This window comes from Ruegeria sp. HKCCA4008, assembly GCF_013033125.1.
Classification (GTDB): domain Bacteria; phylum Pseudomonadota; class Alphaproteobacteria; order Rhodobacterales; family Rhodobacteraceae; genus Ruegeria.
On record NZ_WQDM01000005.1, the window covers coordinates 158,718 to 183,833 of the forward strand.

A 25,116-nucleotide genomic window follows, 5' to 3' on the forward strand; every position below is an offset into this window, starting at 1 on the left:
CAACCCCCATCACCTGACAGCCTAGGTTGTTGCTTTCTTGGTGGTTGCTTTCTTTTTGGACGTGGCCTTTTTCTTGGTGCCTTTTTTGGCAGCGCGCTCGTTGACAAGCTCGATGGCCATTTCCTGCGTTACGTCCTCGGGTTTGATGTCCTTGGGGATCGTCGCGTTGACCTTTTCCCATTTCACATATGGCCCATAGCGCCCGTCCAGAACCTGCATCGCGCCGCCATCGGGATGCTCACCCAATTCTTTCAGAGGTTTTGCCGCGGCCCGCCGTCCACGACCGGGGTTTGCCCGTTTTTCGGCCAGCAACTCAACGGCGCGGTTCATGCCGATCTCGAACACGTCATTGGGGTCTTTCAGATTGGCGTAGACCGGCTTCGGCTCCTCCGGCAGTTGATGCATCAGGTAAGGCCCGAACCGCCCGAAATTCGCGCTGATCATGCCGCCTTCGGGGTGTTCGCCGATCTGACGGGGCAGGGACAGAAGCGTCAGCGCCTTTTCCAGGTCCATGTCATCCTTGCTCCACCCGCGGGGAAGGGATGCGCGCGGGGGCTTTTTGTTCTCGGGCGTGGGTTCGCCCCGCTGAACGTAAGGACCGAACCGGCCGGACTTCAGCCAGATCTCATCCCCGGCATCTTCGCCCAGCAGCCTTTCGTCACCTTCCGCGCCTTCACCGGCAATCGGGCGCGTATAGGTACATTCCGGATAGTTCCCGCATCCAACGAACCCACCCGTACGAGAGGTCTTCAGGTGCAACTGACCAGTGCCGCATTTCGGGCAGATACGTGGATCGGACCCATCCTCGCGCGGCGGGTAGAGCTGCGGAGCCAGAGCTTCGTCGAGCTTGTCCAACACTTCCGAAATCCGCAGTTCGGAGGTCTCGCCAATCGCGGCTGAAAAATCACGCCAAAACTTGCCCAGCAGGTCTTTGTAGTCGCGCTCCCCGGCGCTGATGTCATCCAGTTCTTTTTCCAGATTGGCAGTAAATTCATACCCCACATACTGCCGGAAGAAATTCAGCAAGAAGATCGTGACGATCCGGCCCTTCTCCTCGGGGATCAGCCTGTTCTTGTCCTTGCGGACATATTCCCGGTCCTGGATCGTCGTTACGATCGAAGCATAGGTTGATGGGCGCCCGATCCCCAGCTCTTCCATCCTTTTGACCAGTGTCGCTTCGGTATAGCGCGGGGGCGGTTGGGTGTGGTGTTGAAGGGCCAGAACGGATTCGTTCTCGGACAGGATTGCTTCTTTCGCAATCTTGTCGCCGCTGTCGCTGGTCGCCTTGGCAAACTGATCCTTCAGAGAGGTTTTGGCAAAACGGGCCGGATCGCCCTGCGCGATCTGTGGCAGACGCTTTTCATCCTCGTCCGCGACGTCATCCCGGCCTTCTTCGTATACCCGCATGAACCCATCGAACATGACCACCTGGCCGGTGGCGCGAAGGCCGACCTGACCGTCGTCGCTGCCGATCTCGACGGTGGTGCGCTCCAGACGTGCGGCAGCCATCTGACAGGCGATGGTGCGTTTCCAGATCAGATCGTAAAGCTTGCGCTGATCTTCATCCGTGACCTTCAGCGCCTTGGCGTCGCGCGACATATCCGTCGGGCGGATACACTCGTGCGCTTCCTGAGCGTTCTTGGCCTTGTTCTTATACATGCGCGGGCTGTCCGGTACATATTCTGCACCGTAGCGATCCGCGATTGTTTCGCGCGTGGCTGTCACGGCCTCAGGCGCCATGTCGATGCCGTCGGTCCGCATATAGGTAATGTACCCGGCCTCATAAAGCCGCTGCGCCACCTGCATTGTGTGGCGCGCGCCCATGCCGAACTTGCGGCTGGCTTCTTGTTGCAGGGTCGATGTCATGAACGGCGCGCTGGGGTTGCGGGCGGCGGGTTTGGCCTCGACCGAGGTCACGCTCAGCGCGCGGCTGGTGATGGCCTGAACCGCCAGCTCGGCCTGCGTCGCATTGGCCAGATCGTGTTTGTCCAGCTTCTTGCCGGCCAGCGTGACCAGACGCGCCTCATAGGTCTGCCCGCGCGGTGTCTCGAACAGCGCCCGAACCGACCAGTATTCCACCGGCTTGAATGCCTCGATTTCCATCTCGCGTTCGACGATCAGGCGCAGACAGACGGATTGCACGCGACCCGCCGACTTCGCACCTGGCAGTTTGCGCCACAAAACCGGAGACAGGTTGAACCCAACCAGATAATCCAGCGCGCGGCGGGCCAGATAGGCCTCGACCAACGGCATATCGACCTGACGCGGGTTCTGCATCGCCTCGGTCACGGCGTCCTTGGTGATGGCGTTGAAGGTGACGCGGCTGACGGGCGTATCCTTCTTGATCGAACGGCGTTTGGTCAATGCCTCCTGCAGGTGCCAGCTGATCGCCTCGCCCTCGCGGTCGGGGTCGGTGGCAAGGATCAGCGCATTGTCTTCTTTCAACGCGTCGGCAATGGCCTTGACATGCTTGCGGCTGTCGTTGCCGACCTCCCATTTCATCGAGAAGTCATGTTCAGGATCGACCGATCCATCCTTTGGCGGCAGGTCCCGCACATGGCCGTAAGAGGCCAGAACCGTGTAGTCGGGGCCCAGGTATTTATTGATTGTTTTTGCTTTGGCCGGAGATTCTACAACAACTACGGGCATTTAAGGGGAAACCTCGCTCGACGAATTTGGCGCCTTCTATGGTGGTGCAAAATGTGTGGGGCAAGCAGGAATTGTCAATGCGTTCCATTCGCCGGTGGAAAAGCGCCGTGATTTCAGTGCGCTACCACCGATCTTCAGAAACCGGGTACGCCGGTACGAGGGTACGATCAACTTGCCAGCGACAGCAGACCTCCGGGCTGACGCTGGATTCGCCCATCAAGTTCAAGGTCGATCAGCGCCGGTCCAAGCTCACCGGCCGACGCCGCGATATCCCGCAGCAATTGATCTTCGGCGATGGGTGAGGGGCCAAGCCGCGCGATGATTTGCTCGTGCAGGTTTCTTGCAGGACGCGCGATTGGTTCCGAGGGCGGTTCGATTGGCCGGGAAAACAGGTCGTCCTGCCTCGGCAAGGCTTCAATAACGTCTTCGGCGGATCGGACAAGTGTGGCGCCATCACGAATCAATAGATTGCAGCCGGCGGCCCGCGCATCGAACGGATGGCCGGGAACGGCCAGAACCTCGCGCCCCTGATCCAGTGCGTCCCGTGCAGTGATCAGACTGCCGGACTTGGCGGCAGCCTCGACGACGACAACCGCCTGCGCAAGCCCCGAAATGATCCGATTTCGGCGTGGAAAGTGCCGGGCCTGGGGTGTCACGCCCATCGGTTGTTCCGAAATCCGCAAGCCGCGGGACGCGATGTCATGGGCCAGTTCCGTGTTTTCGGCCGGATAGATCACATCAACGCCACCGGCCATGACTGCCACCGTGCCGGTTTCCAGCGCGGCCATATGCGCGGCTGTATCGATGCCACGCGCCAAGCCCGAGACGATAACGTGCCCTTTGCTGCCCAGTTCGGAGGCCAGACCACGTGCCATCCGCGCGCCGAGCGAGGAACAGTTTCGCGCGCCAACCATCGCAATTGCTGGTTTTTGCAACAGCGAAACGTCTCCGATCGCCCACAGCAGCGGCGGGGCTTCGTTCAGTTCAGCCAGGGCCGCGGGGAATTCAGCGGACCCAAGGCACAAAAGCCGCGCTTTAGCGGCTTTTGCGGCCCTGAGTTCCACCTCGATCACGCCGGGGGGGCAGGTTTCATACCCTTTTATACCGGCGGCGCGTGCCATTTCAGGCAGCGCGGCCAGCGCGTTCTGCGCTGAGCCATGTTCGCGAAGCAGCCGACGAAATGTCACCGGACCGACCTTGCGAGAACGCAACAGACGAAGCCACGAGAACCGGTCCTCTTCCGTGGTGGGTGGGAGTGGGGGGTGATTGGAAGAAAGCTGCTCTTCGGTCATCCGTTGCTCCGCCTTGTTGCAGAACTGGTTTACGGGACAGGCAGTTAACAGCTTGTGAATCGTTGAAAATTAGAAGTGATTTTTTGCAATTTCGTCAGGTAAAAGACATAGAACACATTGATAATAAACAAAATAAATAATACTCAGTCAGAAAGAGCGTATTGGTCGCCAAAGGCGATCTTCGCGAAAAAAGAGGCGCTGAGTTAACCCTGCGCCTCTTGGACTGCGCCGCGTCCGACTCAGGCGGCCGAGCCGCCGACAGTCAGCCCGTCCATCAGGACGGTCGGCTGGCCAACACCTACCGGCACCCATTGCCCGTCCTTGCCACAGGTACCCATGCCGGGGTCCAGCGCCATATCGTTGCCCAGCCCTCGGATGCGTTTCAAGGCCGATGGCCCGTCACCGATCAACGAGGCGCCCTTGACCGGCGCGCCGATTTTGCCGTTTTCGACACGATACGCCTCGGTGCACGAGAAAACGAACTTGCCGTTGGTGATGTCCACTTGACCGCCGCCGAATCCAACCGCCCAGATGCCGTCCTTGATATCGGCCACCAGGGCCTGCGGGTCGGCTTCGCCACCCAGCATGATCGTGTTGGTCATGCGCGGCATGGGTTTGTGCGCATAGCTTTGCCGCCGCCCGTTGCCCGTCGGGGCAACCCCCATCAGCCGGGCATTCTGGCGGTCCTGCATGTAGCCGGTCAGCACGCCATCTTCGATCAGCACCGTGCGTGCGCTGGGCGTGCCCTCATCATCCACGGTGATCGAACCGCGACGATCAGCAATCGTGCCGTCATCCACCACGGTCACACCTTTTGAAGCAATCTGCTGCCCCATCAACCCGGCAAAGGCCGAGCTGCCCTTGCGGTTGAAGTCGCCTTCCAGGCCGTGGCCAATGGCCTCGTGCAGCAGGATGCCAGGCCAGCCGGGGCCAAGCGCAACTTCCATGACACCGGCCGGCGCAGGAACTGCGTCCAGGTTGACCAGTGCGATGCGCAGGGCTTCGCGGGCCTTGGCCTGCCAGTCGGCGGGGTCGATCAACCCGCTCAGGCCAACCCGGCCACCACCGCCCGCGGATCCGCTTTCGCGGCGTCCGTTCTGTTCGACAATGACCGACACGTTCACGCGGGTCATGGGGCGCACATCGCGAACCATCACACCGTCAGGACGCAGAATTTCGACCTCTTGCACTGCTGCCGCGATCGTGGCGCTAACCTGAACCACACGCGGGTCCAGGTCGCGGGCGAAGGCGTCGATCTCACGCAATGTCTCGATCTTGACCGGGAAAGCGGCAGAATCAATCGGGTCTTCGTCCGTATAGAGGCGCGTATTGGTGGAGCGCGGAGCATCCGCCAAGACCCCGCCGCCATCCCCGACAGCCAGTCTTGCCGTTTCCGCCGCCCGTTTCAGGGCAGGAATCGAAACGTCTGTGGAATGCGCATATCCAGCCACTTCACCTTGTACGGCACGCAGCCCGAACCCTTCCGACGCATCGTAAGACGCGGTGCGCAGACGGCCGTCATCGAACACGAGAGACTCGGATTTTCGCCGCTCGACAAACAGCTCTCCGTCCTCGGCACCGTCCGTGGCCGAGCGCAAAATGGCAAGCGCTTCATCGTGCGGTAGAGCGCTTTCAAACGGGCGAAACGGGGCGTCGGACATGGGTTGGGACCTTTCGGGTTTGATCCAGATCAAAAATAGCGTCTGTTTGACGCAAGCATTTTGCTTTATCTACCCGACGGAATATGGTTTTTAACGCGGCCAAAGACAACGGGAGAGGTGCGACCGATTCACACCTTTTCGCCAGGGACGCAAAGATCAAACGATCAGGACAGAACATGAAGAATGCTTTGATGCTTTCAGGGTTTATGACAGCCCTCTCCAGCCTTCCAGCCATGGCTCAGGAGCTTGAGATTATTGGCAAACCGGTTGACGGCGGTATGGGCTTTCAGCCGGCAGCCACCAGCCTTGCCACAGGAATTCAGCGTCTGGACGGCATGATTCTGGTGATCATCACCGTCATCTGCCTGCTGGTTGCTGGCCTGCTGGTTTATTGCATCGTGCGTTACAACGAACGCGTTAACCCGAAACCGGCACGTTTTTCGCACTACACCCCGGTTGAGATTGCATGGACCCTTGGCCCAATCCTGATTCTGGTCTTCATCGGTGCGTTTTCGCTGCCGGTTCTGTTCAAGCAGCAGGAGATCCCGGAAGGCGACATCACTATCAAAGTCGTGGGCAACCAGTGGTATTGGACCTATGAATATGTTGATCACGATTTTGCCTTCGACAGCTACCTGCTGGGCCATCCGGCCACTCTGGACGAGGGCGCGCGCCCGGCTGACGCCGACGTGACCCCGTTTGTGCTTGACGATGCCATGCGCGCGAAGCTGGCAGATGCGGGTTACAGCGATGACGAATGGCTGCTGGCCACGGACACTGCCGTTGTTGTTCCGGTTGGCAAGGTCGTCGTGATGCAGGTTACCGCATCTGATGTGATTCACTCCTGGACCATCCCATCCTTCGGCGTAAAGCAGGATGGCGTGCCCGGGCGTCTGGCGGAACTGTGGTTCGAGGCCGAGAAGGAAGGCATCTACTTCGGTCAGTGTTCGGAACTCTGCGGCAAAGACCACGCCTATATGCCAATCACCGTGAAAGTCGTCAGCCAGGAAGCGTATGACCAGTGGCTGCAAGGCGCGATCGAAGAATATGCCGGTTTGCCGCAAAGCTATCAGGTTGCATCGAACTGAGCACACTGAGGGCGGGTTGAAGCCCGCCTGATACGAAATGCAGGCTGTGCGGGCTGACCGCGCAGCTTTCGCCCCAGAAGGACCCGAGATGACCGACGCAAGCATCAATGCCAGCACAGCGACCGCCCACGCGGACGAGGCCAGCTTTGGCGATTACTTCGCCTTGCTGAAGCCACGCGTGATGTCTCTGGTCGTGTTTACGGCGCTGGTCGGTCTGCTGGCGGCCCCGGTTCCGGTCCACCCCTTTGTCGGGTTCTGCGCCATTCTGTTCATCGCCATCGGTGGCGGCGCATCGGGTGCGCTGAACATGTGGTGGGATGCGGATATCGACAAGGTGATGAAACGCACCAAAGGTCGCCCGATCCCCTCCGGCAAGGTGGAAGAGGGTGAGGCGATGGCCATCGGCCTGACCCTGTCGGGCCTGTCGGTGATCATGCTGGGCCTTGCGACCAACTGGTTCGCAGGTGCGTTTCTGGGCTTCACAATCTTTTTCTATGTCGTCGTCTACACGATGTGGCTGAAGCGCTCGACACCGCAGAACATCGTGATCGGTGGTGCGGCAGGCGCTTTCCCTCCGGTGATCGGCTGGGTGGCCGCAACCGGGTCCATGGCGGTTGAGCCGTGGCTGATGTTCGCCCTGACCTTCATGTGGACACCGCCGCATTTCTGGGCTCTGGCCCTGTTCATGCGCTCGGACTATGACGATGCGGGCGTGCCCATGTTGACCGTGACACACGGCCGCCGCGCAACGCGTGTGCACATTCTCGTCTATACGGGCTTGCTGGCGATACTGGCGGTGGGAACCGCATTCTCTGGCATCGGTGGTCCCATCTATCTGACCGTGGCTTTGGTGTTGAACGCGTTGTTCCTGCGCGGCGCCTGGCAAATTTCGCGTCGGACCGAGGATGACTCGGAGGCCGATAATTTCAAGGTCGAACGCAGCTTTTTCAAGCTCTCGCTGCTCTACCTCTTCCTGCATTTCGGCGCTATTCTGGCCGAAGCCTTGCTGAAACCCTATGGTTTGGGAGGATGGTCATGAGCCTGCGCAAAAGCCATGAACTGCATCAGCGACGGTTCAGCCGCAATCTGGGCGTTGGACTGACACTGGTTGCCTTTATCGTGATCATTTTTGGCCTGACGATCGTCAAGGTCTCGGGCACTGATTTCAATATGGCCACACAGGAGGTCCAGAACTGATGGCTTTGTCTGGTCCACAGAAAACGGTCGCTCAAACCGTAGGTGTGGTTGTCCTGATGGGCAGCCTGGCCTGGGCGGCGGTACCATTCTACGACTGGTTCTGCCGCGTGACCGGATTTGGCGGTACAACCGGTGTGGCCGAAGCTGCCCCCGAAGACATTCTGGACCGTACGGTCACCGTACGTTTTGATGCGTCCAAGGCCAAAAACATGGCCTGGGAATTCAAACCGGTCGTTCGCGAGATGGAAGTGCGCATCGGCGAGACCGGACTGGCTTTCTATGAGGCCTATAACCCAACGGATCGTCCAATAGCGGGTCAGGCCTCATACAATGTGGCACCCTATTCGGCAGGCGGGTATTTTCAAAAAATTGCCTGTTTCTGCTTTGAAGAGCAGGTGCTGCAACCCGGCGAGCGGGTAGAGATGCCGGTGACCTTCTTCGTCGATCCTGAAATGGTCGAAGATCTTGAAGCAAAGTATGTTCATACGATCACGCTGTCGTATACATTCTACGAAATCGACCTGCCAGAGGGCTATGCCGCCCTTGAAGCGCAGGCAGAAACAAACACGAACTAACGCCTGTAGGTGAGGGACGCTGATGGCACACGCTAAAAACCATGATTATCACATTCTGGCCCCGTCGATCTGGCCTCTGATCGGAGCTGTCGGCGGCTTTGTGATGTTGTTCGGAGCCGTCCTTTGGATGCACGGATTGACCCCGTGGATGTTCTGGGCCGGTCTGGTCGCAGTTCTTTACACCATGTTCGCATGGTGGTCCGAAGTTGTCGTTGAAAGCCGCCAGGGGGATCACACCCCTGTGGTTCGCATCGGTCTGCGCTACGGTTTCATCCTGTTCGTCATGTCCGAGGTGATGTTCTTCTTTGCCTGGTTCTGGTCTTTCTTCAAACATCGCATGTACCCGATGTACGACTATGCCGGCACCGAATACATCCAGCCGGACATCCACGCGGTTGACCCGTTCCACCTGCCGCTGATCAACACTCTGGTTCTGCTGCTGTCGGGCTGTGCTATTACCTGGGCGCACCACGCGCTGGTGCATGACAACGACCGCAAAGCGCTGATCAACGGTCTGGCCATCGGTATCGTTCTGGGCATTGCCTTTACCGGTTTGCAGGCGTTCGAGTATTACGAGCTGCTGGCCCATGAAGGCTGGAAGTTTGGCGATGATCAGTTCTATTCGAACTTCTTCATGGCGACCGGTTTCCATGGTTTCCACGTCATCATCGGCACCATCTTCCTGTCGGTCTGCCTGATCCGGGCCCTCAAGGGCGACTTCACGCCAGAAAAGCATGTCGGGTTCGAGGCGGCGGCCTGGTACTGGCACTTCGTTGACGTTGTCTGGCTGTTCCTGTTTTTCGCGGTCTACATCTGGGGACAGGCCCCGCTGATGTAAGCCCGATCAGCTGATCCAATTGCAAAAGCCGCCCTTGAGGGGCGGCTTTTTCTCTGTTCCGGGCGCAAGATTGCGCCCCATACAATTGCGTGGTTGCAATTTGGCCCACACGCCCCTTAACAAGACGCCGGTTCCTGAAACGAGGTTCGACCCTGCCATGCGCCGCATTCTGTTCCTGCTGATCTTCGGCCTCGCCGGTTTGGGCGTTCTGCTGTCGCTGGGTACCTGGCAGATGCAGCGTCTGGCCTGGAAACAGGAGCTGTTGGCAGAGATCGAAAGCCGCATGTCGGCCGACCCCATCGCCTTGCCCCGGCAGGTTTTAGAGGACACCGACAAATACCTTCCGGTAACGGTTTCGGGCGAGATGGAACCAGGCGAAATCCATGTGCTTGTTTCGGTCAAACAGGTCGGGGCAGGGTATCGCATCATCCAATCGTTCAGCACCGAGGACCGCACAATTCTGGTCGATCGGGGGTTTGTGCCGACAACGGCGAAACAGGCGCCGCGTCTGACCGGCCCGATGGAGGTCACCGGCAACCTGCACTGGCCGGATGAGGTCGACAGCTATACGCCCGAGCCCGATTTTGACGACAACATCTGGTTTGCCCGGGACGTGCCCAATCTGGCCGCCGCTTTGGGGGCCGATCCGGTGTTGCTGATCGCGCGGTCTCAGACCGACCCGAACGTGACGCCTTTGCCGGTGGATACGGCGGGGATTCCAAATGATCACCTGCAATATGCAATCACCTGGTTTGGCTTGGCTCTGGTCTGGGCTGTGATGACCGGTTATTTCCTGTGGCGCAATCGCGCCCCTTCTGAGAGTGAAGAGCAATGAAATACATCTCGACCCGTGGCCAAGCGCCAGAACTGACCTTTGAAGAGGCGATGCTGACCGGATTGGCCCGCGATGGGGGTCTGTATCTGCCCGCCGAGATCCCGGTGATGAGCCATGACGAGATCGCGGCGCTGGCTGGTCTGCCCTATGAAGACATCGCATTCCGTGTGATGTGGCCCTATGTCAGCGGCTCCTTTGCCGAGGACGAGTTCAAGCAGATCATCGCCCGCGCCTATGAAGGCTTTGGCCATGATGCCCGCGCACCGTTGAAGCAACTGAACGAGAACCATTTTCTGCTGGAACTGTTCCATGGGCCCACGCTGGCGTTCAAGGACTTTGCCATGCAGCTGATCGGCCAGCTGTTCCAGGTGGCCCTGAAACGGCGCAATGACCGCGTGACCATCGTCGGCGCCACCAGCGGTGACACCGGCTCGGCCGCGATCGAGGCCTTCCGGGGGCTGGATGCCGTGGATGTGTTCATCCTGTTCCCGCACGGCCGCGTGTCCGAGGTGCAGCGTCGCCAGATGACGACGCCTGCGGACAGCAATGTTCATGCTCTGGCCGTGGATGGCGATTTCGATGATTGTCAGGCAGCGTTGAAAGATATGTTCAACGATTTCGACTTCCGCGACGGGGTCAAGCTGGCGGGTGTGAATTCGATCAACTTCGCCCGGGTGCTGGCGCAGATCGTCTATTACTTCTCGGCCGCCGTCAGCCTGGGCGCGCCGCACCGCAAGGTCAGCTTCACCGTGCCGACCGGCAATTTCGGCGACATCTTCGCGGGCTATCTGGCCAAGCGCATGGGCTTGCCCATCGACCGTCTGGTCGTTGCGACCAACCAGAACGACATCCTGCACCGCTGCCTGTCGGGTGAGGGGTATTTCAAGGGCGACACCATCCCCTCGATCAGCCCGTCGATGGACATTCAGGTCAGCTCGAACTTTGAGCGTGCGTTGTACTACGCCTATGGCGAGGACGGCGGTGCCGTGGCGCAGTTGATGGATGAGCTCAAAAATGGCGGCTTCAACGTCAGCCAGGGCGCGATGGAAGCGCTGCGCGAAACTTTCGACTCGGGCCGGGTGTCCGAAGACGAAACGCTGGCGACGATCCGGCATACGCTTGCCCACAGCGCGGAACTGGTCTGCCCCCACACTGCGGTCGGGATCAAGGTCGGCGAAGACCACCGTGCCACCGATACCCCGATGATCACCTTGGCCACTGCGCATCCCGCCAAGTTCCCTGCGGCGGTCGAGAAGGCGAGCGACGTGCATCCGCCTCTTCCATCCCGCATGTCTGATCTGTATGAACGTCCGGAACGGGTCACCCGGATCGCCAATGATCTGGGCGCCATCGAGGATCATATCAAAGGGCACATCGCCGAGTGACTGTCAGACAAGACCAACTGAAGAACGGCTTTCGTATCGTCAGTGAACACATGCCGGGGCTGCAATCTGCGGCCATCGGCATCTGGGTAACCGCCGGTGGGCGGCATGAGCGGATCGAACAGAACGGCATCGCACATTTCCTTGAGCATATGGCGTTCAAGGGAACCGAGCGACGTTCGGCGCTGCAAATCGCCGAGGCGATCGAGGATGTGGGCGGGTATATCAACGCCTATACCTCGCGCGAGGTAACGGCCTATTACGCGCGCGTTCTGAAGGACGACGTGGCGCTGGCGATGGACGTGATCGGCGATATCGTTCTGAACCCGGTTTTCGACCCGCGCGAAATCGAGGTTGAGCGCGGCGTGATCCTTCAGGAGATCGGCCAGGCCTATGACACGCCGGACGATGTGATCTTTGACTGGTTGCAGGAGCAGAGCTATCACGACCAGCCTTTGGGCCGCACCATTCTGGGACCATCCGAGCGGGTCAGTGCGTTCTCGCGCGAGGATCTGTCGGGGTTCGTGGCCGAGCATTATGGCCCCGATCAGATGATCCTGTCCGCTGCCGGTGCCGTGGATCACGATCAACTGATGAAAATGGCCGAAGAGATGTTCGGTCATCTGCAACCACGCACCGGGCTGATCGCCGAGCCTGCGCGTTTTACCGGTGGTGAAGCGCGGCAGGAAAAAGTGCTGGAGCAGGCGCATTTCGCACTTGCGCTGGAAAGCCCGGGCTATCGCGACGATGCGATCTATACGGCGCAGATCTATTCCACCGCTTTGGGGGGTGGCATGTCTTCGCGGTTGTTCCAGGAGGTGCGCGAGTCGCGCGGGCTGTGCTATACGATCTTTGCCCAGACCGGTGCCTATGCCGATACCGGTACGACGACGATCTACGCCGGCACCTCGGCAGATCAGGTGGCAGAGCTTGCCACCATCACCATCGACGAGATGAAGCGCGCAGCCGAGGACATGACCACGGAAGAGGTTGCCCGTGCCCGTGCGCAGATGAAAGCCGGGATGTTGATGGGGCTGGAAAGCCCGTCAAACCGGGCCGAACGCTTGGCGCGGCTGGTTCAGATCTGGGGGCGGGTCCCGTCTCTGGAGGATACGGTGGCCCGGATTGATGCGGTCAGCACCGAAGATGTGCGCGTATTTGCCGAGCAGATGGCCGTAAACGCACCTGCCGCTTTGGCGCTGTACGGGCCGGTTTCGGGGGCGCCGACATTGGCCGAACTACAGGAGAGGCGGGCGGCGTGATGCTGTTGGGCAGACGCAAGCTGAAACTCGAGACTGCGCGGCTCAGCCTGCGCCCGCCAGTACATTCGGACTTCAACGATTGGGCCGCGTTGCGGCGGGCCTCGAAAGACTATCTGACGCCATGGGAACCGATCTGGGCCAAGGACCACCTGAGCCGCAAATCCTTTACAAACCGGGTGTATTGGGCACAACGTTCGGTAGCGGCCGGGACGGCAATCCCGCTTTTTCTGTTTCGCCGCGAGGATGACGTGTTGGTTGGGGCCATCACGCTGGACAACATTCGGCGCGGTCCCGCGCAGGCGGGCACATTGGGGTACTGGACCGGTCAGGCCTTTGCCCGACAAGGGTATATGCGTGAAGCCATCGGCGCGATGGTTCACCATGCCTTTACCCGTTTGGACCTGAGCCGGATTGAAGCCGCCTGCTTGCCGGAAAACCGGGCGTCGCGCGGGTTGCTGGAAAGCTCGGCCTTCAAGTACGAGGGCGTGGCGCAGTCGTATTTGCAAATCAACGGGCGGTGGCGGACGCATGTTCTGTATGCCAGCTTGCGGTCTGACCGGCGCGGAAAAACCGACGCAGGATAGGGGGCGCTGCCCCCGTCGCGGCAAGCCGCGCCTCCCCCGGGATATTTGGGGCCAGATGAACAAGGGGCATGACTTGTCGTAGTTCTGCGCTACACTCGGGGTATGCGCTGGTTGATTGCGGCATTGATGGTGATTTCGGGCGGGGCCGCTGCGCAGGAGCGACGGCCAAGTCATTGTGTCGCCATTGCCGATGCGGCGCCCGGAATAGAGTATCTGCACAGGGCGGCCTGGCAGGATCCTGTGCCGGAATTCTCGGTGCGGATCAGCTATATCGCGCATGCCTCTTTCATGATCCAGACCCGCGGCGGGCTGAGTGCGGTGACGGATTTTACCGGATTTATCGGCAGCGCAAACCTGATCCCCGACGTGGTGACGATGAACCATGCCCACGGCACGCATTGGACGGCGCATCCCGACCCGGCCATTCCGCATGTTCTTCCGGGGTGGGGAGAGTTCGGGAAAGGTGTCGAGCATCATCTGGATCTGGGTGAGATGCTGGTGCGCAATGTCTCGACCGATATTCGATCTGTTTATGGTGGGGTCGAAGAACGCGGCAATTCGATTTTTGTGTTCGAGGTTGAGGGGTTGTGCATAGGTCATCTGGGACATTTGCATCATGTCCCTTCGGATGAGCAGTTTGCCGCGCTCGGGCGGCTGGATGTGGTCATGGCCGCCGTGGATGGCGGGACCACCATGCCTCTGCCCGAGATGATTGCGGTTCTGAAACGGCTGAAAAGTTCTGTCATCATTCCGATGCACTGGTTCTCGCAGTTTTCGCTGGATCGCTTCCTGGTGGATATCAGGGATACATTTCCGGTTGAGCGCGACGGGGTGTCGGAGATCACCGTGTCGTTGCGGAACCTACCGGACCGCCCCACGGTTGTGGTGCTTGAGCCGCGCTATCTGATTGATCTTGAATAAGGCTTGCGACAACCGCATCGCTTGGGCATTGAAGGCGTATGAGTTTGAACCCCGCTGATGACCGTTTTGCCGCGCTGCTCCGTTCGAAACTGGGCGACGGTGTCCTGCGCCCCGTAGAGGAACGGTATTTGGAAGAACCGCGCGGGCGTTTTTCGGGACGGGTCGGTCTGCTGGCCTTGCCGCGCAACACCGATGAGGTGGCGCAGCTGGTAAAATTGGCTGCGCAGGCACAGGTTCCGATTGTTCCATATGGCGGCGGCACTGGCCTGGTCGGCGGGCAGGTGATGTCGGCGGGGCCTGCGCCGTTGGTGATTTCGTTGGAACGGATGACCGCCATCCGGTGTGTCTTTCCAACCGAGAACGTTCTGGTCGCCGAAGCCGGGGCCATTCTTCAAGATGTTCAGGCCGCAGCCGGGGCGGTAAACCGTTTGTTTCCTTTGTCATTGGCGGCACAAGGATCCTGCCGGATCGGGGGCAACCTGTCGACCAACGCAGGGGGCGTCAACGTTTTGCGGTATGGCAACGCGCGCGACCTGTGCCTGGGGCTTGAGGCGGTGCTGCCCAGTGGTGAGATCTGGCACGGCCTCAGCCGGCTGCGAAAGGACAATACCGGCTATGACCTGCGCAACCTGTTGATCGGGGCTGAGGGGACGCTGGGGATCATAACTGCCGCATCGCTCAAGCTGTTCCCGCGACCTGCCGGTGTCGGGACGGCGGTGTTTCAGGTGGCTTCTCCCGAAGCGGCGATCGACCTGCTGGCTTTGGCGCGGGACAAGGTGGGTGAGGCCGTCAGTACGTTTGAGCTGATCCACCGGCAGGGGCTTGATTTCCTGACCGAGGTTCTGCCGGATGTCCGTCAACCGTTCGCCTCGCCCCCGGAGTGGAGCGTGCTGATCGAGCTGGGTCTGGCCGACGGGCAATCACCATTTGCCGCATTGGAGGGACTCTTTGTTCGCGCTGAAGAGCTTGGTCAGGTTCAGGACGGAGTAATCGCCCAAAGTGAAGCGCAGCGGGCCGATTTGTGGGCGGTGCGTGAACGCATTCCCGAAGCCAATCGTCTGATCGGGTCAGTGTCGAGCCATGATATCTCGATCCCGATTTCCAGAATTCCCGATTTCATTTGCGAAGGCAGAAGATTGATTGCGGGCCTGGGGCTCTTCCGGATCAATTGCTTTGGCCATCTTGGTGACGGCAATCTGCATTACAACGTGTTCCCGCCCAAAGGGCGGCGCCGATCGGAATTTGATGATCAAAGAGGCGCGATCAAGCAGGCCGTCCATGATCTGGTATACGCCTTCGACGGTTCGGTCAGTGCCGAACATGGGGTCGGGCGCCTTAAGACCAAAGATTTGGAACGCTATGGCGATCCAGCCAAGCTGGGCGCGATGCGGGCTATCAAACTGGCATTGGACCCGCAGGACATCATGAATCCCGGCGCGGTACTGAAAGGGTGAACACGGCCCGAGCGTCGGACCGTGCCCGGTTGTTTCTTACGAGGCAGGCAGGATCACTTTGTCGATCACATGGATCACGCCGTTCTTGGTTTCGATGTCGGCCTGAACCACGTTGGCGTCATTCACCATCACACCCGAATCCAGATCGATCGTGATGTCGCCGCCTTGTACGGTTGCAGCGGTCATGTCATCGCTCAGATCACCTGACATCACTTTGCCCGGCACGACATGGTAGGTCAGAATGGCAACCAGCTGATCCCTGTTTTCGGGCTTCAGCAAGGTTTCGACGGTGCCTTCGGGCAAAGCCGCGAACGCGTCATCGGTGGGGGCAAACACGGTGAACGGGCCTTCGCCTTTGAGTGTGTCCACCAGTTCGGCGGCCTGAACTGCCGCGACGAGTGTTTCAAAGCTGCCAGCGGCGACGGCTGTGTCGACAATATCCTTGCCGTGACCATCGGCGAATGCAGCAGTGCTGAACAGGATCGAGGCGACACCGGCGGCGGCGAATTTGCGGAACATGAGCTTAACTCCCTAGATTGAAATGCTTCAAGCAGCATCACCCGGGTTACGGGGCAACCTGACCACAAGATCACTTGTATTGATCCGTTTTGCGCCTTGATCGGCGCAAAAACCGCGCTAAGCCCGCCCGGTTTTCGGTTTCCAGTCACGTTTTTGTGAAAAACTCCTGGTCAGAGTCCTTCGAATTCGCACAGGACATGCACGTCCATGCCCATCTCTTCCAACACTTTACTGCCGCCAAGTTCGGGCAGGTCAATGATGAAGGCGCACGAGACGATTTCGCCCCCAAGCCGTTCGATCAGCTTAATACCCGCCGCGGCAGTTCCGCCCGTGGCCAGCAGATCGTCAACCACCAGAATTTTTTCACCGGGTTGGATGGCATCGTCATGAATCTCGACGATCGCCTCTCCGTATTCCAACTTGTAGTCCTGACTGATTGTTGTGCCGGGCAGTTTGCCTTTTTTACGGATCGGGACAAAACCGACGCTCAACTGATGTGCAATCGCACCGCCCAGAATGAACCCGCGTGCTTCAAGCCCGACCACTTTGTCGATCCTCTCACCGGCATAGGGGTGCAGCATCTGGTCAATCGCCATCCGAAACCCGCGGGGGTCGGCAAACAGGGTTGTCACATCCCGAAACATGATCCCTTCATGGGGGAAATCGACGATGGTTCGGATGTAATCTTTGACAGATTTGTTTCTGGACATGGATCAACCTTTTAGCGCCAAACACAGGTATTGTGTTTGGCCCAAGAGGGTTGGCCTTGCAAGGAACAATTCCACGGCTGGATCAGCACCGGATTTGGGTTGCAGCGTTGAGCAGGCCAAAAACCGGGGCAACCCGTGCGCTGGCCGCGATAGGTGCCCGACCCATTTGTTTGGTTGCTGCCACCTGTGCCAAACAACCCCCGCGCACGGATTTCCGGGCGTGCAATGAGCAATCTGTCTGGTTTGCAGTTCGACGTACCTTGGTCACAGGCGCGGTCGGCTTCAATTGCTGGGAACCGGCTCAAGAACGGCCCGAAGGTGGCAAGGTTCATTGTCAATTTCCTGTCCTTGCCGTTAAGTGCCCGATAACGACAAAAACTATGCTATGAATTACACGGCATCGACAGATAGAGCATAACTTCGTTGGGAAAATACACGTGGCCAGGAATGAAGGCAAAGGATCGACCAAGAAGAACAGTCAGTTGGTCTTGCGCCTCGACAGGGATGAACGTGACTCGTTTGTCGAGCTTTGCAAAGAGCTGGACACGTCGGCTGCGCGCGAAATCCGCAGATTTATCCGTGGATTCATGAAAGAGCACGCCGAAGACTGATGCGGTGTCAGGCCGGTCGGCGTAGGACCGCCGTGGCCATACCCATGCCGATCAAGGTCAACCCGCCAAAACGCGTCATAGCAGTGATCACGCTGGCGCGACCGATCAGCCGCCGCAACTTGTCTGCCAACAGGGCGTAGGCCAACGCATTCAGCCAGGCCAGCCCGACGAATGTGGCAATCAGGATGACGAACTGAGGTCCAAGCGGTTCAGCAGGGCGTATGAACTGTGGCACAAAGGCAATGAAGAAGGCGATGGATTTCGGGTTCAGGGCAGTGACGGCGGCTGCATGGCCGAATACGCTGCGCGCGGTGACATCCCGCCCGGTGTCAACCGTGCTCAATCCACCGGCGGGCGCGCTGCGCAACAGTTTGACCCCAAGCCAGACCAGATAGGCCGCGCCGACCCATTTAAGCACGGAAAACAGGGTTGCCGATGCAAGAACAAGCGCGCCTAGTCCCAACAAAGATGCAGTCATGGCTACAAGATCGCCCACCGCAACACCTGTAGCGGACGCGACGGCGACACTGCGCCCCTTGGACAGGGCATAGCTGAGAACGAGCAACACCGTCGGGCCCGGGATCAGCAGCAATGCCGTGGAAGCAGCCACAAAGGCCAGCCAGACTTCAAAAGGCATGATGCGGTTCCTTTACTCAACTCAGTTCATACAGATTTTCTGTCATACTACGAATTGGATTCAAGTCGACAATGCCGGACTCAATATCCCTGTTGGAGGCGCCAAAACAGGCCCAAAAACGCAAAAAGCATTATGCTCGAGTCCCAAGAAGTTCCAGAAAGCGCTTTCTTCAGTAAACACTTAACGAAAAATGCCAAGGAACGCTCCGTTCTGAAGAACTGGCAAAACAACAAACCTTACTAGTACCCTGTGCTAGGCCGGGTTTCGGCTCGATCCCCAGCCAGCAGTAGAAAAACCGGGCGTTTACATCACTCGCCCGGCCACCGCATCCAGTTTGGCCAAAAGCGCCGGATCGCGCTTTTCCGGTGCGGTCAGGATCGCGTATTCCAGCGCCCGGTCGCAACCGTGCGGGCAGGGTGCCCGCTCGGCCCCCAGAAGGGATGGCAGGCCCTTGACAAGTGCGCGGCCCTTGTCGGCATTGCCGGTCAGGGTGGCGATGATCGTGGTCACGTCCACCTCGCCATGGTCCGGGTGCCAACTGTCATAGTCGGTGACCATCGCGATCGACGCGTAACACAGCTCGGCCTCGCGGGCGAGTTTCGCCTCGGGCATGTTGGTCATGCCGATCACGTCACAGCCCCATTGCTCGCGATACATCCTGGATTCCGCAAGGCTGGAAAACTGGGGGCCCTCCATCGCCAGATAGGTGCCGCCCCGGTGGATGGTGATGCCGGCGGCCTTACCTGCCGTCTCGCATGCGTCCGACAGGCGTGGGCAGGTGGGATGGGCAACGCTGACATGGGCAACGCAGCCGGTTCCGAAAAAGCTCTTGTCCCGTGCAAAAGTGCGATCGATGAACTGATCGACAATCACGAAGTCACCCGGTGCCATATGTTCGCGGAACGATCCGCAGGCCGAAACCGAGATCACGTCCGTCACGCCCAACCGTTTCAGCGCATCGATATTGGCGCGATAGGGAACATCGGTGGGTGAATGCACATGACCGCGCCCATGACGTGGCAGAAAGGCCATATCGACACCGTCAAGCGACCCTGTCAGGATCTGGTCTGACGGCGTTCCCCAAGGGGTCTCAACCTCTACCCATTCCGGGTTTTCCAGCCCATCGATGTCATAGATGCCCGATCCGCCGATGACGGCTATCCTGGTTTGGGTCACTGTCCTGCTCCGCCTGAATAACTGATGTTGAATTTGTGCGGGTTCAGCCCGGATTTGACAAGAGGCCTATTCCCGTAACGTCAACAGGTTGCGCTGCTGCGATTGCACGGTGAAATCATCCCAGGCCGCGCCAAACATGCCCAGAGACCAGGTCAGATCCTGTGATTGTCCGTGCCGGTCTCGGAACACGAAGCGGAACGCATCGCCGGTTAGCATGGCATCCAAAAGCGCCTTGGCGCGTTGGTCTTCGAAGGTACAGCCAAGCCCGATCAGGCATCCGGGGCGCCGCGTGCGCCATATGGCTTCTTCGCCGTTGTCGATGCGAAATCCGGATGGGTTGAAGAAAGTGCCCGGCTCGATCCCGAATTCAACTTTGAAACCTTCAGGTTCGGGCGTAATGAAAACGAACTGTGCCGCAAATTTTGGCCGAAAGGAAAACACTTCTGCCCGTCGGATGTAGCACCTCTGCCGCAGTGTGCCGTCTTCTTCGCGCTCGTCACAGATCGAATTCCAGATGCCGAAAATCTCGTGATGCGTTACCCGCCAGTTGCCGGCCGTGTCATTGCCATCCAAATCCTGTGCAAGGACGGGAAGGGCCGGGAACAGTAAGAAGAGGATCCAACGCATGGCCTCACATGTTGTGGCTTCATCATGGTTCTGCAAATCAACTTGCCGCGAGCGTCACGTATGCGTCACGCGCATGGCTGCATCCCGTTTTATGCAGTAGCTCAATACCGGCGCGCCAGCTACAACGACGCCTTCGCGCGAACATATAATCCTATAGGACTGTCTGATGCCCCGAGCCTTGCTGGCAAGCTTTGCCAATCGCCTCGCCATTCCCGATCTGCGCTGGGTTCCAGATGAAGGGCTGACCTTCTCACGCCTGCGGATCGAGCTGCTGTCCGGCCTGACTGTTGCCCTTGCACTGGTGCCCGAGGCGGTGGCCTTTGCCTTTGTGGCGGGCGTGCACCCGCTGGTCGGTCTTTATGCGGCGTTTTTGGTCGGTTTGATCACGGCACTGATCGGTGGACGACCGGGCATGATCTCGGGTGCGACCGGCGCGCTTGCGGTTGTCATGGTGGCACTGGTGGCCGAACATGGGGTTGAATACCTGTTCGCGACCGTTGTTCTTATGGGAATCCTTCAGGTCATCGCCGGGGCGATGCATTGGGGGCGCTTCATCCGTTTGGTGCCGCATCCTGTCATGCTGGGCTTTGTGAACGGTCTGGCCATCGTGATCTTTCTTGCCCAGATGGGACAGTTCAAAGTGCCCGGAACCATGGAAAATACCGGTCATGGCATGGGCGGCGGCGAATGGCTGTCCGGGATGCAGCTTTACACCATGCTGGGACTTGTCGGGCTGACAATGGCAGTGATCTGGGTCATGCCCCGGATTACACGCATCATTCCTGCGCCGCTGGCCGGTATTCTGGTTGTCGCGGCAATCGTGATCGGTTTTGGCCTCGATGTGCCGCGCGTCGGCGATCTGGCATCGATTGAAGGCGGCCTGCCTTCGTTCCATATTCCAATGGTACCTCTGAACTGGGAAACCTTTGAGATCATCCTGCCATATGCAGTCATTCTGGCCGCCATCGGCCTGATCGAATCCCTGCTGACCTTGAACCTCGTGGGTGAGATCACAGGCAAGCGTGGTGGGGCGTCTCAGGAATGTATCGCACAGGGCGCGTCGAATATCGTGACCGGATTTTTCGGCGGCATGGGCGGTTGCGCGATGATCGGGCAGTCGATGATCAACGTGAAATCCGGCGGGCGTACTCGTATTGCCGGAATTGCAGCAGCGCTTTTCCTGCTGGTCTTCATCCTGTTCGCATCACCCCTGATCGAACAAATCCCGCTGGCCGCGCTGGTTGGCGTGATGTTCATGGTTGTGATCGGCACCTTTGCGTGGAACTCATTCAAAATTCTGCGCAAAGTACCAATGACCGATGCGTTCGTCATCGTTCTGGTCACCGTCGTAACGGTGATGGAGGACTTGGCCGTTGCCGTTGTGGTCGGCGTCATCGTCTCGGCGCTGGCCTATGCCTGGAACAATGCCAAGCGCATTCACGCGGTCACGCGTGACTCCGAGACCGAGAAAGGCGCGAAAGTCTATGAAATTCAGGGGCCGCTGTTCTTTGGGTCTTCTGACGGCTTTATCGAACTGTTCGACGTCCCGAACGACCCCGAAACCGTTATCATCGACTTCGCCGAAAGCCGCGTGGTGGATCAGTCCGCCTTGCAAGCCATCGAAAACATCGCCGCAAAATACGAGGCGGCAGGCAAACGGGTCATGCTGCGTCACCTGAGCCGTGACTGTCACAAACTGCTGAAAAAAGCGGGACACCTCATGGTCGACAGTGATGATGATCCGGATTACGAACTGGCGGTGGACTACTCTGTCCGCACCGGCATTTTGGGCGGGCACTGACTTTGAAAGGCGGCTGAACAAGCCGCCTTTTTCAAAGGGCCAGACGCTCCAGGTTTTCGATATCTCCCCTCAACAGGCCGCTTTCGGCTTCGATGATCAATTCGGCTGGCCAATCCCACCACTTCAAAGCAAGCAACCGCTCGATCTTGTCGGCGTCAAAACGATACCGCCTTACCTCGGCAGGATTGCCGGTGACAACAGAATAAGGCGGGATCGTCCCGCGAACAACTGAACCCGCACCAATTATCGCTCCGTCACCGATACTGGCTCCAGGCATGATCAGCGCGCCATAGCCGATCCAGACATCGTTGCCGACTAGGGTGTCCCGGACGTCTGGCTGATATTCCAGCATCCGTTCCAGATCGAAAACCGGAAAGGGAAAACAAGTTATCCCATCCGTTGCGTGATTTGCCGAGGCTGTCACAAAGCGGACGCCATGGGCAATTTGGCAAAACTTTCCCAAAACCAGCTTTTCGCGCGAGAACTCGAACAGGTAAGGCGCCAAACGATTGGCCCAGTCCTCGGGCGCGTCAAAATCCGACGCATAGGTGTAATCGCCCACCTGAATTCTGGGGTGGTCGATCACCTGTGACAGAAAGGCTGTTCCCTTGTGTTCCGTACCATCAGGCAAAGTGACAGGATATCGGCGCGCTGAGTCAGGCAGAGGCATCAGTCATCCGGTCTCGAAAGGCTGAACAACTCGGACACGACGGAGTAATCGCGATACCCGAGCCGCGCCAAAGGTTGGAACGAGGTCACGTCAAACTTGCCGTTCCGAATGTGATCGTCGTGCAGGTGCACACCCGTCACCTCGCCAAACACCACCCGATTGGCTTCACCGGGCAGCGAGACGATCTGGGTCAGCTTGCATTCCAACGCAGCTGGGACCCCTTCGATCCGTGCGCAGGGTATGGTTTCGCATTCTATGGGTAAAAGCCCGACATGCGAAAACTCATCAACTTCTTTCGGCAACCCGGCCGAACTTGCATTCATTGCGTCCCGATGCGCATGGGCCACGACATTTACGCAAAATACGCCCGTGGCCTCGATATTGGCGATGCTGTCCTTGCCGGCGTTCTGATCCTGTTTGGTGCCGGTCGAGGCAAACATGACCTGCGGTGGCGTATAGGCGACGCCGTTGAAGAAGGAATAAGGCGCCAGATTGTTGATCCCATCCGCGTCCCTAGTCGAAATCCAGCCAATCGGGCGCGGCGTGATGATGGCGTTGAACGGGTTGTGCGGCAATCCGTGGCCGTCTTCGGGGCGGTAGAACATCTGATCTCCAAGCGTTTGCCCAAGGCGTAGCGAAGTGCTAGGGCGATTGCCAGCAAGTAAATGAGGGCAGGGTGCAGCAATTCGGGATCAGGCCGGAAGAGCCGGACGACTGGTGGGAGGTCGAAGCCCTGTATGACCTGTGTTTTGCGCCGGGTCGCGAGGCTTTGTCGTCCTACCGCTTGCGTGATGATGTGCCGCCGGTTGCGGGCTTGTCTTTGGTCGCGCGCGACGGTCAGGGGATTCTGGCCGGTGCGATCCGGTTCTGGCCGGTTCATGTTGGTGATCATGATGCTCTGCTGCTGGGGCCGGTTGCCGTGCACCCCACCCACCAAGGTGAAGGCCTTGGCGGATATCTGATACATGCCGGAGTCGAAGCGGGGCACACTCGCGGTTGGCAAAGGGTCATGCTGGTCGGGGATGAGCCCTATTACAGCCGGTTCGGTTTCACGCGATTGCACGCGGTCGAGATGCCTCCGCCCACCAACCCTGACCGGGTTTTGGGGCTGGAACTAGTGCCCGGCGCCTGGTCCGGGGTTCAGGGCGCGGTGACACGTTGGTGCCGCTGACCTATTGAAACCATGCTGCGCAACGCCGATGTTGAAAGGCAGGAGGGCGTGAATGCAGAACGTTGTTCTTGTTGAAAACGTGGATACCGAGGCCGAACTGGATCGTTTGGCGGATCACTACCGATCCGCCGGAGGGGCTGGCGTGAAACTTCTCAACAAACTTGGGGGATCAGCCGAGTCATTGCTTGAGCAATTGCCCGAACCCGTTCGGAATGGCCTGACAGGCGCAACCGAACAGGCGTTATGGCTTGCGATGCATGCGGCCGAGGGCTCGCGGCGCGCGGTTCCTGATCAGCAGCCCTGGGTCAATACCGCGGTGACGACTGCCATGGGTGCGGCCGGGGGGCTGGGCGGTGTTTCGACAGCCCTGATGGAGCTGCCCGCGACAACCGCGATGCTGCTACGTGCCATTCAGGGGGCAGCGGCGCGCGAGGGGTTTGATCCCTCTGCCGAAAACGTAAAGTTCGATTGCGTCCGCGTCTTGTCGGCAGCGGGACCATTGTCGCATGACGATGGGGCGGACCTGGGTTTTTTCTCGGTCCGGCTGACCCTGACAGGACCGGCCATGCAACGCCTGATTGCCGCCGTTGCGCCGCGTTTTTCGATAGTACTGGGGCAAAAACTTGCAGCCCAGTCCGTTCCTGTGCTGGGGGCATTGGCCGGCGGTGGCACGAACTATGTCTACACGCGCTATTATCAGCAAATAGCGCGCGTGCATTTCGGTTTGCGCCGGCTGGTAATTGACGCTGACATCCCCCATGAGGATCTGGCACGGCGGCTTTCTGCCCGAATGTAGGCGATACCTTGGGCGACGCGAATGACTTGGCGTGTGATACATGAGGTGGTATGATTGTAGGTGACGGCCGCTAGATTAGGTGAGCGTAACAATTTGGATGGCTGACGTTCGACCGAAAGGGAGCGTCGCTCGATGAAAGCACGATTGTTGCTTCATGACCTTCCAAAAGCTGCAAGGCAGCCAGTTTTGCGGCAATCCTCGGCTTTATGTTTCCGGATCAAGCACGGCCGACCCAAGGTTTTGTTGGTCACGACACGCAAGTCGCGGCGATGGATCATTCCCAAAGGATGGCTCATCCCCGGTCTGAGCCCGCAGGAAACCGCATTGCAAGAGGCTTGGGAAGAGGCGGGTGTATCTGGCCGGATCAACGGGGCGCGACTGGGGCAGTTCCTGCACCACAAACATCATTCTAACCGGCCCCCATCCTTGTGTCTGGTGGATGTTTTTCCAGTGCATGTAAGCACTGTGTCGCAGGAATACCCGGAAAAGACCGAGCGTCGGCGCAAATGGTTTTCGCCGAAAAAAGCAGCGCTAAAGGTCGATTCTCATGAGCTTGCTGAATTGTTGCGCGACTTTAAGCCGTACTCACATTAAAGTAGCATCTGATAGGCTTGATATTGTCACCTTGATCGGTATCTATTCGCCAATCGTTTTTTTGGA

At 58.9% G+C, this 25,116-nt stretch carries 26 protein-coding genes; 16 read left to right on the top strand and 10 right to left on the bottom strand.

What is annotated here, in order from left to right:
* Positions 1–21: 21 nt before the first annotated feature.
* From topA to tldD, 3 genes are all read right to left on the bottom strand, one after another.
* Positions 22–2,649, bottom strand: a complete 2,628-nt coding sequence (gene topA / locus GOW60_RS12955) for a type I DNA topoisomerase (protein WP_171229597.1) — start codon at positions 2,647–2,649, stop codon at positions 22–24.
* A gap of 167 nt (positions 2,650–2,816) precedes the next feature.
* Complete coding sequence (dprA, locus tag GOW60_RS12960; RefSeq protein ID WP_171229598.1) at positions 2,817–3,941, bottom strand: DNA-processing protein DprA; 1,125 nt, start codon at positions 3,939–3,941, stop codon at positions 2,817–2,819.
* 239 nt (positions 3,942–4,180) lie between these two features.
* Complete coding sequence (tldD, locus tag GOW60_RS12965; RefSeq protein ID WP_171229599.1) at positions 4,181–5,602, bottom strand: metalloprotease TldD; 1,422 nt, start codon at positions 5,600–5,602, stop codon at positions 4,181–4,183.
* A gap of 176 nt (positions 5,603–5,778) precedes the next feature.
* Between tldD and coxB the strand changes: the two genes are divergently transcribed.
* From coxB to GOW60_RS13020, 11 genes are all read left to right on the top strand, one after another.
* A complete protein-coding gene (coxB, locus tag GOW60_RS12970; protein ID WP_171229600.1) occupies positions 5,779–6,690 on the top strand; it encodes a cytochrome c oxidase subunit II in 912 nt (303 codons plus the stop codon).
* Positions 6,691–6,778: 88 nt separating this feature from the next.
* Positions 6,779–7,729, top strand: coding sequence for a heme o synthase (gene cyoE / locus GOW60_RS12975; protein WP_171229601.1), 951 nt, complete (start codon positions 6,779–6,781; stop codon positions 7,727–7,729).
* Positions 7,726–7,887 carry a hypothetical protein gene (locus tag GOW60_RS12980; RefSeq protein WP_171170832.1) on the top strand — a complete coding sequence of 54 codons (162 nt, stop codon included), beginning with the start codon at positions 7,726–7,728 and terminating at the stop codon, positions 7,885–7,887. The genes cyoE and GOW60_RS12980 overlap by 4 nt, the downstream gene beginning before the upstream one ends.
* The gene (locus GOW60_RS12985) at positions 7,887–8,462 is read left to right on the top strand and encodes a cytochrome c oxidase assembly protein (RefSeq protein WP_152457260.1); all 576 of its coding nucleotides are present in this window, start codon (positions 7,887–7,889) and stop codon (positions 8,460–8,462) included. Before GOW60_RS12980 ends, GOW60_RS12985 begins: the two co-directional genes overlap by 1 nt.
* Before the next feature lie 22 nt (positions 8,463–8,484).
* Positions 8,485–9,300, top strand: coding sequence for a cytochrome c oxidase subunit 3 (locus tag GOW60_RS12990; protein WP_152457261.1), 816 nt, complete (start codon positions 8,485–8,487; stop codon positions 9,298–9,300).
* 157 nt (positions 9,301–9,457) lie between these two features.
* Positions 9,458–10,135, top strand: coding sequence for an SURF1 family protein (locus GOW60_RS12995; protein ID WP_171229602.1), 678 nt, complete (start codon positions 9,458–9,460; stop codon positions 10,133–10,135).
* Positions 10,132–11,520, top strand: a complete 1,389-nt coding sequence (gene thrC / locus GOW60_RS13000) for a threonine synthase (protein WP_171229603.1) — start codon at positions 10,132–10,134, stop codon at positions 11,518–11,520. Before GOW60_RS12995 ends, thrC begins: the two co-directional genes overlap by 4 nt.
* On the top strand, positions 11,517–12,779 hold the full coding sequence (locus GOW60_RS13005) for a pitrilysin family protein (protein WP_171229604.1): 1,263 nt from the start codon (positions 11,517–11,519) through the stop codon (positions 12,777–12,779). The genes thrC and GOW60_RS13005 overlap by 4 nt, the downstream gene beginning before the upstream one ends.
* Complete coding sequence (locus GOW60_RS13010; protein ID WP_117869702.1) at positions 12,779–13,363, top strand: GNAT family N-acetyltransferase; 585 nt, start codon at positions 12,779–12,781, stop codon at positions 13,361–13,363. The genes GOW60_RS13005 and GOW60_RS13010 overlap by 1 nt, the downstream gene beginning before the upstream one ends.
* 102 nt (positions 13,364–13,465) lie before the next feature.
* A complete protein-coding gene (locus tag GOW60_RS13015) occupies positions 13,466–14,284 on the top strand; it encodes an MBL fold metallo-hydrolase (RefSeq protein ID WP_171229605.1) in 819 nt (272 codons plus the stop codon).
* Between the two features lie 38 nt (positions 14,285–14,322).
* Positions 14,323–15,738: an FAD-binding oxidoreductase gene (locus tag GOW60_RS13020; protein ID WP_171229606.1), complete on the top strand. Its 1,416-nt coding sequence runs from the start codon at positions 14,323–14,325 to the stop codon at positions 15,736–15,738.
* Between the two features lie 36 nt (positions 15,739–15,774).
* Here the strand turns inward: GOW60_RS13020 and GOW60_RS13025 are convergent, their stop codons facing one another.
* The gene (locus GOW60_RS13025) at positions 15,775–16,257 is read right to left on the bottom strand and encodes a fasciclin domain-containing protein (protein WP_171229607.1); all 483 of its coding nucleotides are present in this window, start codon (positions 16,255–16,257) and stop codon (positions 15,775–15,777) included.
* A gap of 170 nt (positions 16,258–16,427) precedes the next feature.
* Positions 16,428–16,967, bottom strand: a complete 540-nt coding sequence (locus GOW60_RS13030; protein ID WP_152457268.1) for an adenine phosphoribosyltransferase — start codon at positions 16,965–16,967, stop codon at positions 16,428–16,430.
* 437 nt (positions 16,968–17,404) lie between these two features.
* Here GOW60_RS13030 and GOW60_RS13035 point away from each other — a divergent pair, with 437 nt between their 5' ends.
* Positions 17,405–17,578, top strand: coding sequence for a hypothetical protein (locus tag GOW60_RS13035; RefSeq protein WP_171117543.1), 174 nt, complete (start codon positions 17,405–17,407; stop codon positions 17,576–17,578).
* Positions 17,579–17,585: 7 nt separating this feature from the next.
* Here the strand turns inward: GOW60_RS13035 and GOW60_RS13040 are convergent, their stop codons facing one another.
* From GOW60_RS13040 to GOW60_RS13050, 3 genes are all read right to left on the bottom strand, one after another.
* Positions 17,586–18,215: a LysE family translocator gene (locus tag GOW60_RS13040; RefSeq protein WP_171229608.1), complete on the bottom strand. Its 630-nt coding sequence runs from the start codon at positions 18,213–18,215 to the stop codon at positions 17,586–17,588.
* 303 nt (positions 18,216–18,518) lie between these two features.
* Entirely contained in the window at positions 18,519–19,391 is an 873-nt protein-coding gene (locus GOW60_RS13045) for an S-methyl-5'-thioadenosine phosphorylase (RefSeq protein ID WP_171229609.1), read from the bottom strand.
* 66 nt (positions 19,392–19,457) lie between these two features.
* Complete coding sequence (locus tag GOW60_RS13050) at positions 19,458–20,018, bottom strand: hypothetical protein (protein WP_171229610.1); 561 nt, start codon at positions 20,016–20,018, stop codon at positions 19,458–19,460.
* A 166-nt stretch (positions 20,019–20,184) separates the two neighbouring features.
* Between GOW60_RS13050 and GOW60_RS13055 the strand changes: the two genes are divergently transcribed.
* Complete coding sequence (locus GOW60_RS13055) at positions 20,185–21,819, top strand: SulP family inorganic anion transporter (protein ID WP_171229611.1); 1,635 nt, start codon at positions 20,185–20,187, stop codon at positions 21,817–21,819.
* Between the two features lie 31 nt (positions 21,820–21,850).
* Here GOW60_RS13055 and GOW60_RS13060 read toward each other — a convergent pair whose 3' ends face one another.
* The gene (locus GOW60_RS13060) at positions 21,851–22,489 is read right to left on the bottom strand and encodes a CatB-related O-acetyltransferase (protein WP_171229612.1); all 639 of its coding nucleotides are present in this window, start codon (positions 22,487–22,489) and stop codon (positions 21,851–21,853) included.
* Complete coding sequence (locus GOW60_RS13065) at positions 22,489–23,094, bottom strand: flavin reductase family protein (RefSeq protein ID WP_171229613.1); 606 nt, start codon at positions 23,092–23,094, stop codon at positions 22,489–22,491. Before GOW60_RS13065 ends, GOW60_RS13060 begins: the two co-directional genes overlap by 1 nt.
* Before the next feature lie 71 nt (positions 23,095–23,165).
* On the opposite strand from GOW60_RS13065, the gene GOW60_RS13070 reads away from it, so the two are divergent.
* The 3 genes from GOW60_RS13070 (at position 23,166) to GOW60_RS13080 (ending at position 25,050) form a co-directional block, all read left to right on the top strand.
* Positions 23,166–23,660 (top strand): GNAT family N-acetyltransferase, encoded by a 495-nt coding sequence (locus GOW60_RS13070; RefSeq protein ID WP_171229614.1) that lies wholly within the window; start codon positions 23,166–23,168, stop codon positions 23,658–23,660.
* A gap of 52 nt (positions 23,661–23,712) precedes the next feature.
* Entirely contained in the window at positions 23,713–24,456 is a 744-nt protein-coding gene (locus GOW60_RS13075) for an EcsC family protein (protein ID WP_171229615.1), read from the top strand.
* A 132-nt stretch (positions 24,457–24,588) separates the two neighbouring features.
* A complete protein-coding gene (locus GOW60_RS13080) occupies positions 24,589–25,050 on the top strand; it encodes an NUDIX hydrolase (RefSeq protein ID WP_171229616.1) in 462 nt (153 codons plus the stop codon).
* Positions 25,051–25,116 lie beyond the last annotated feature (66 nt).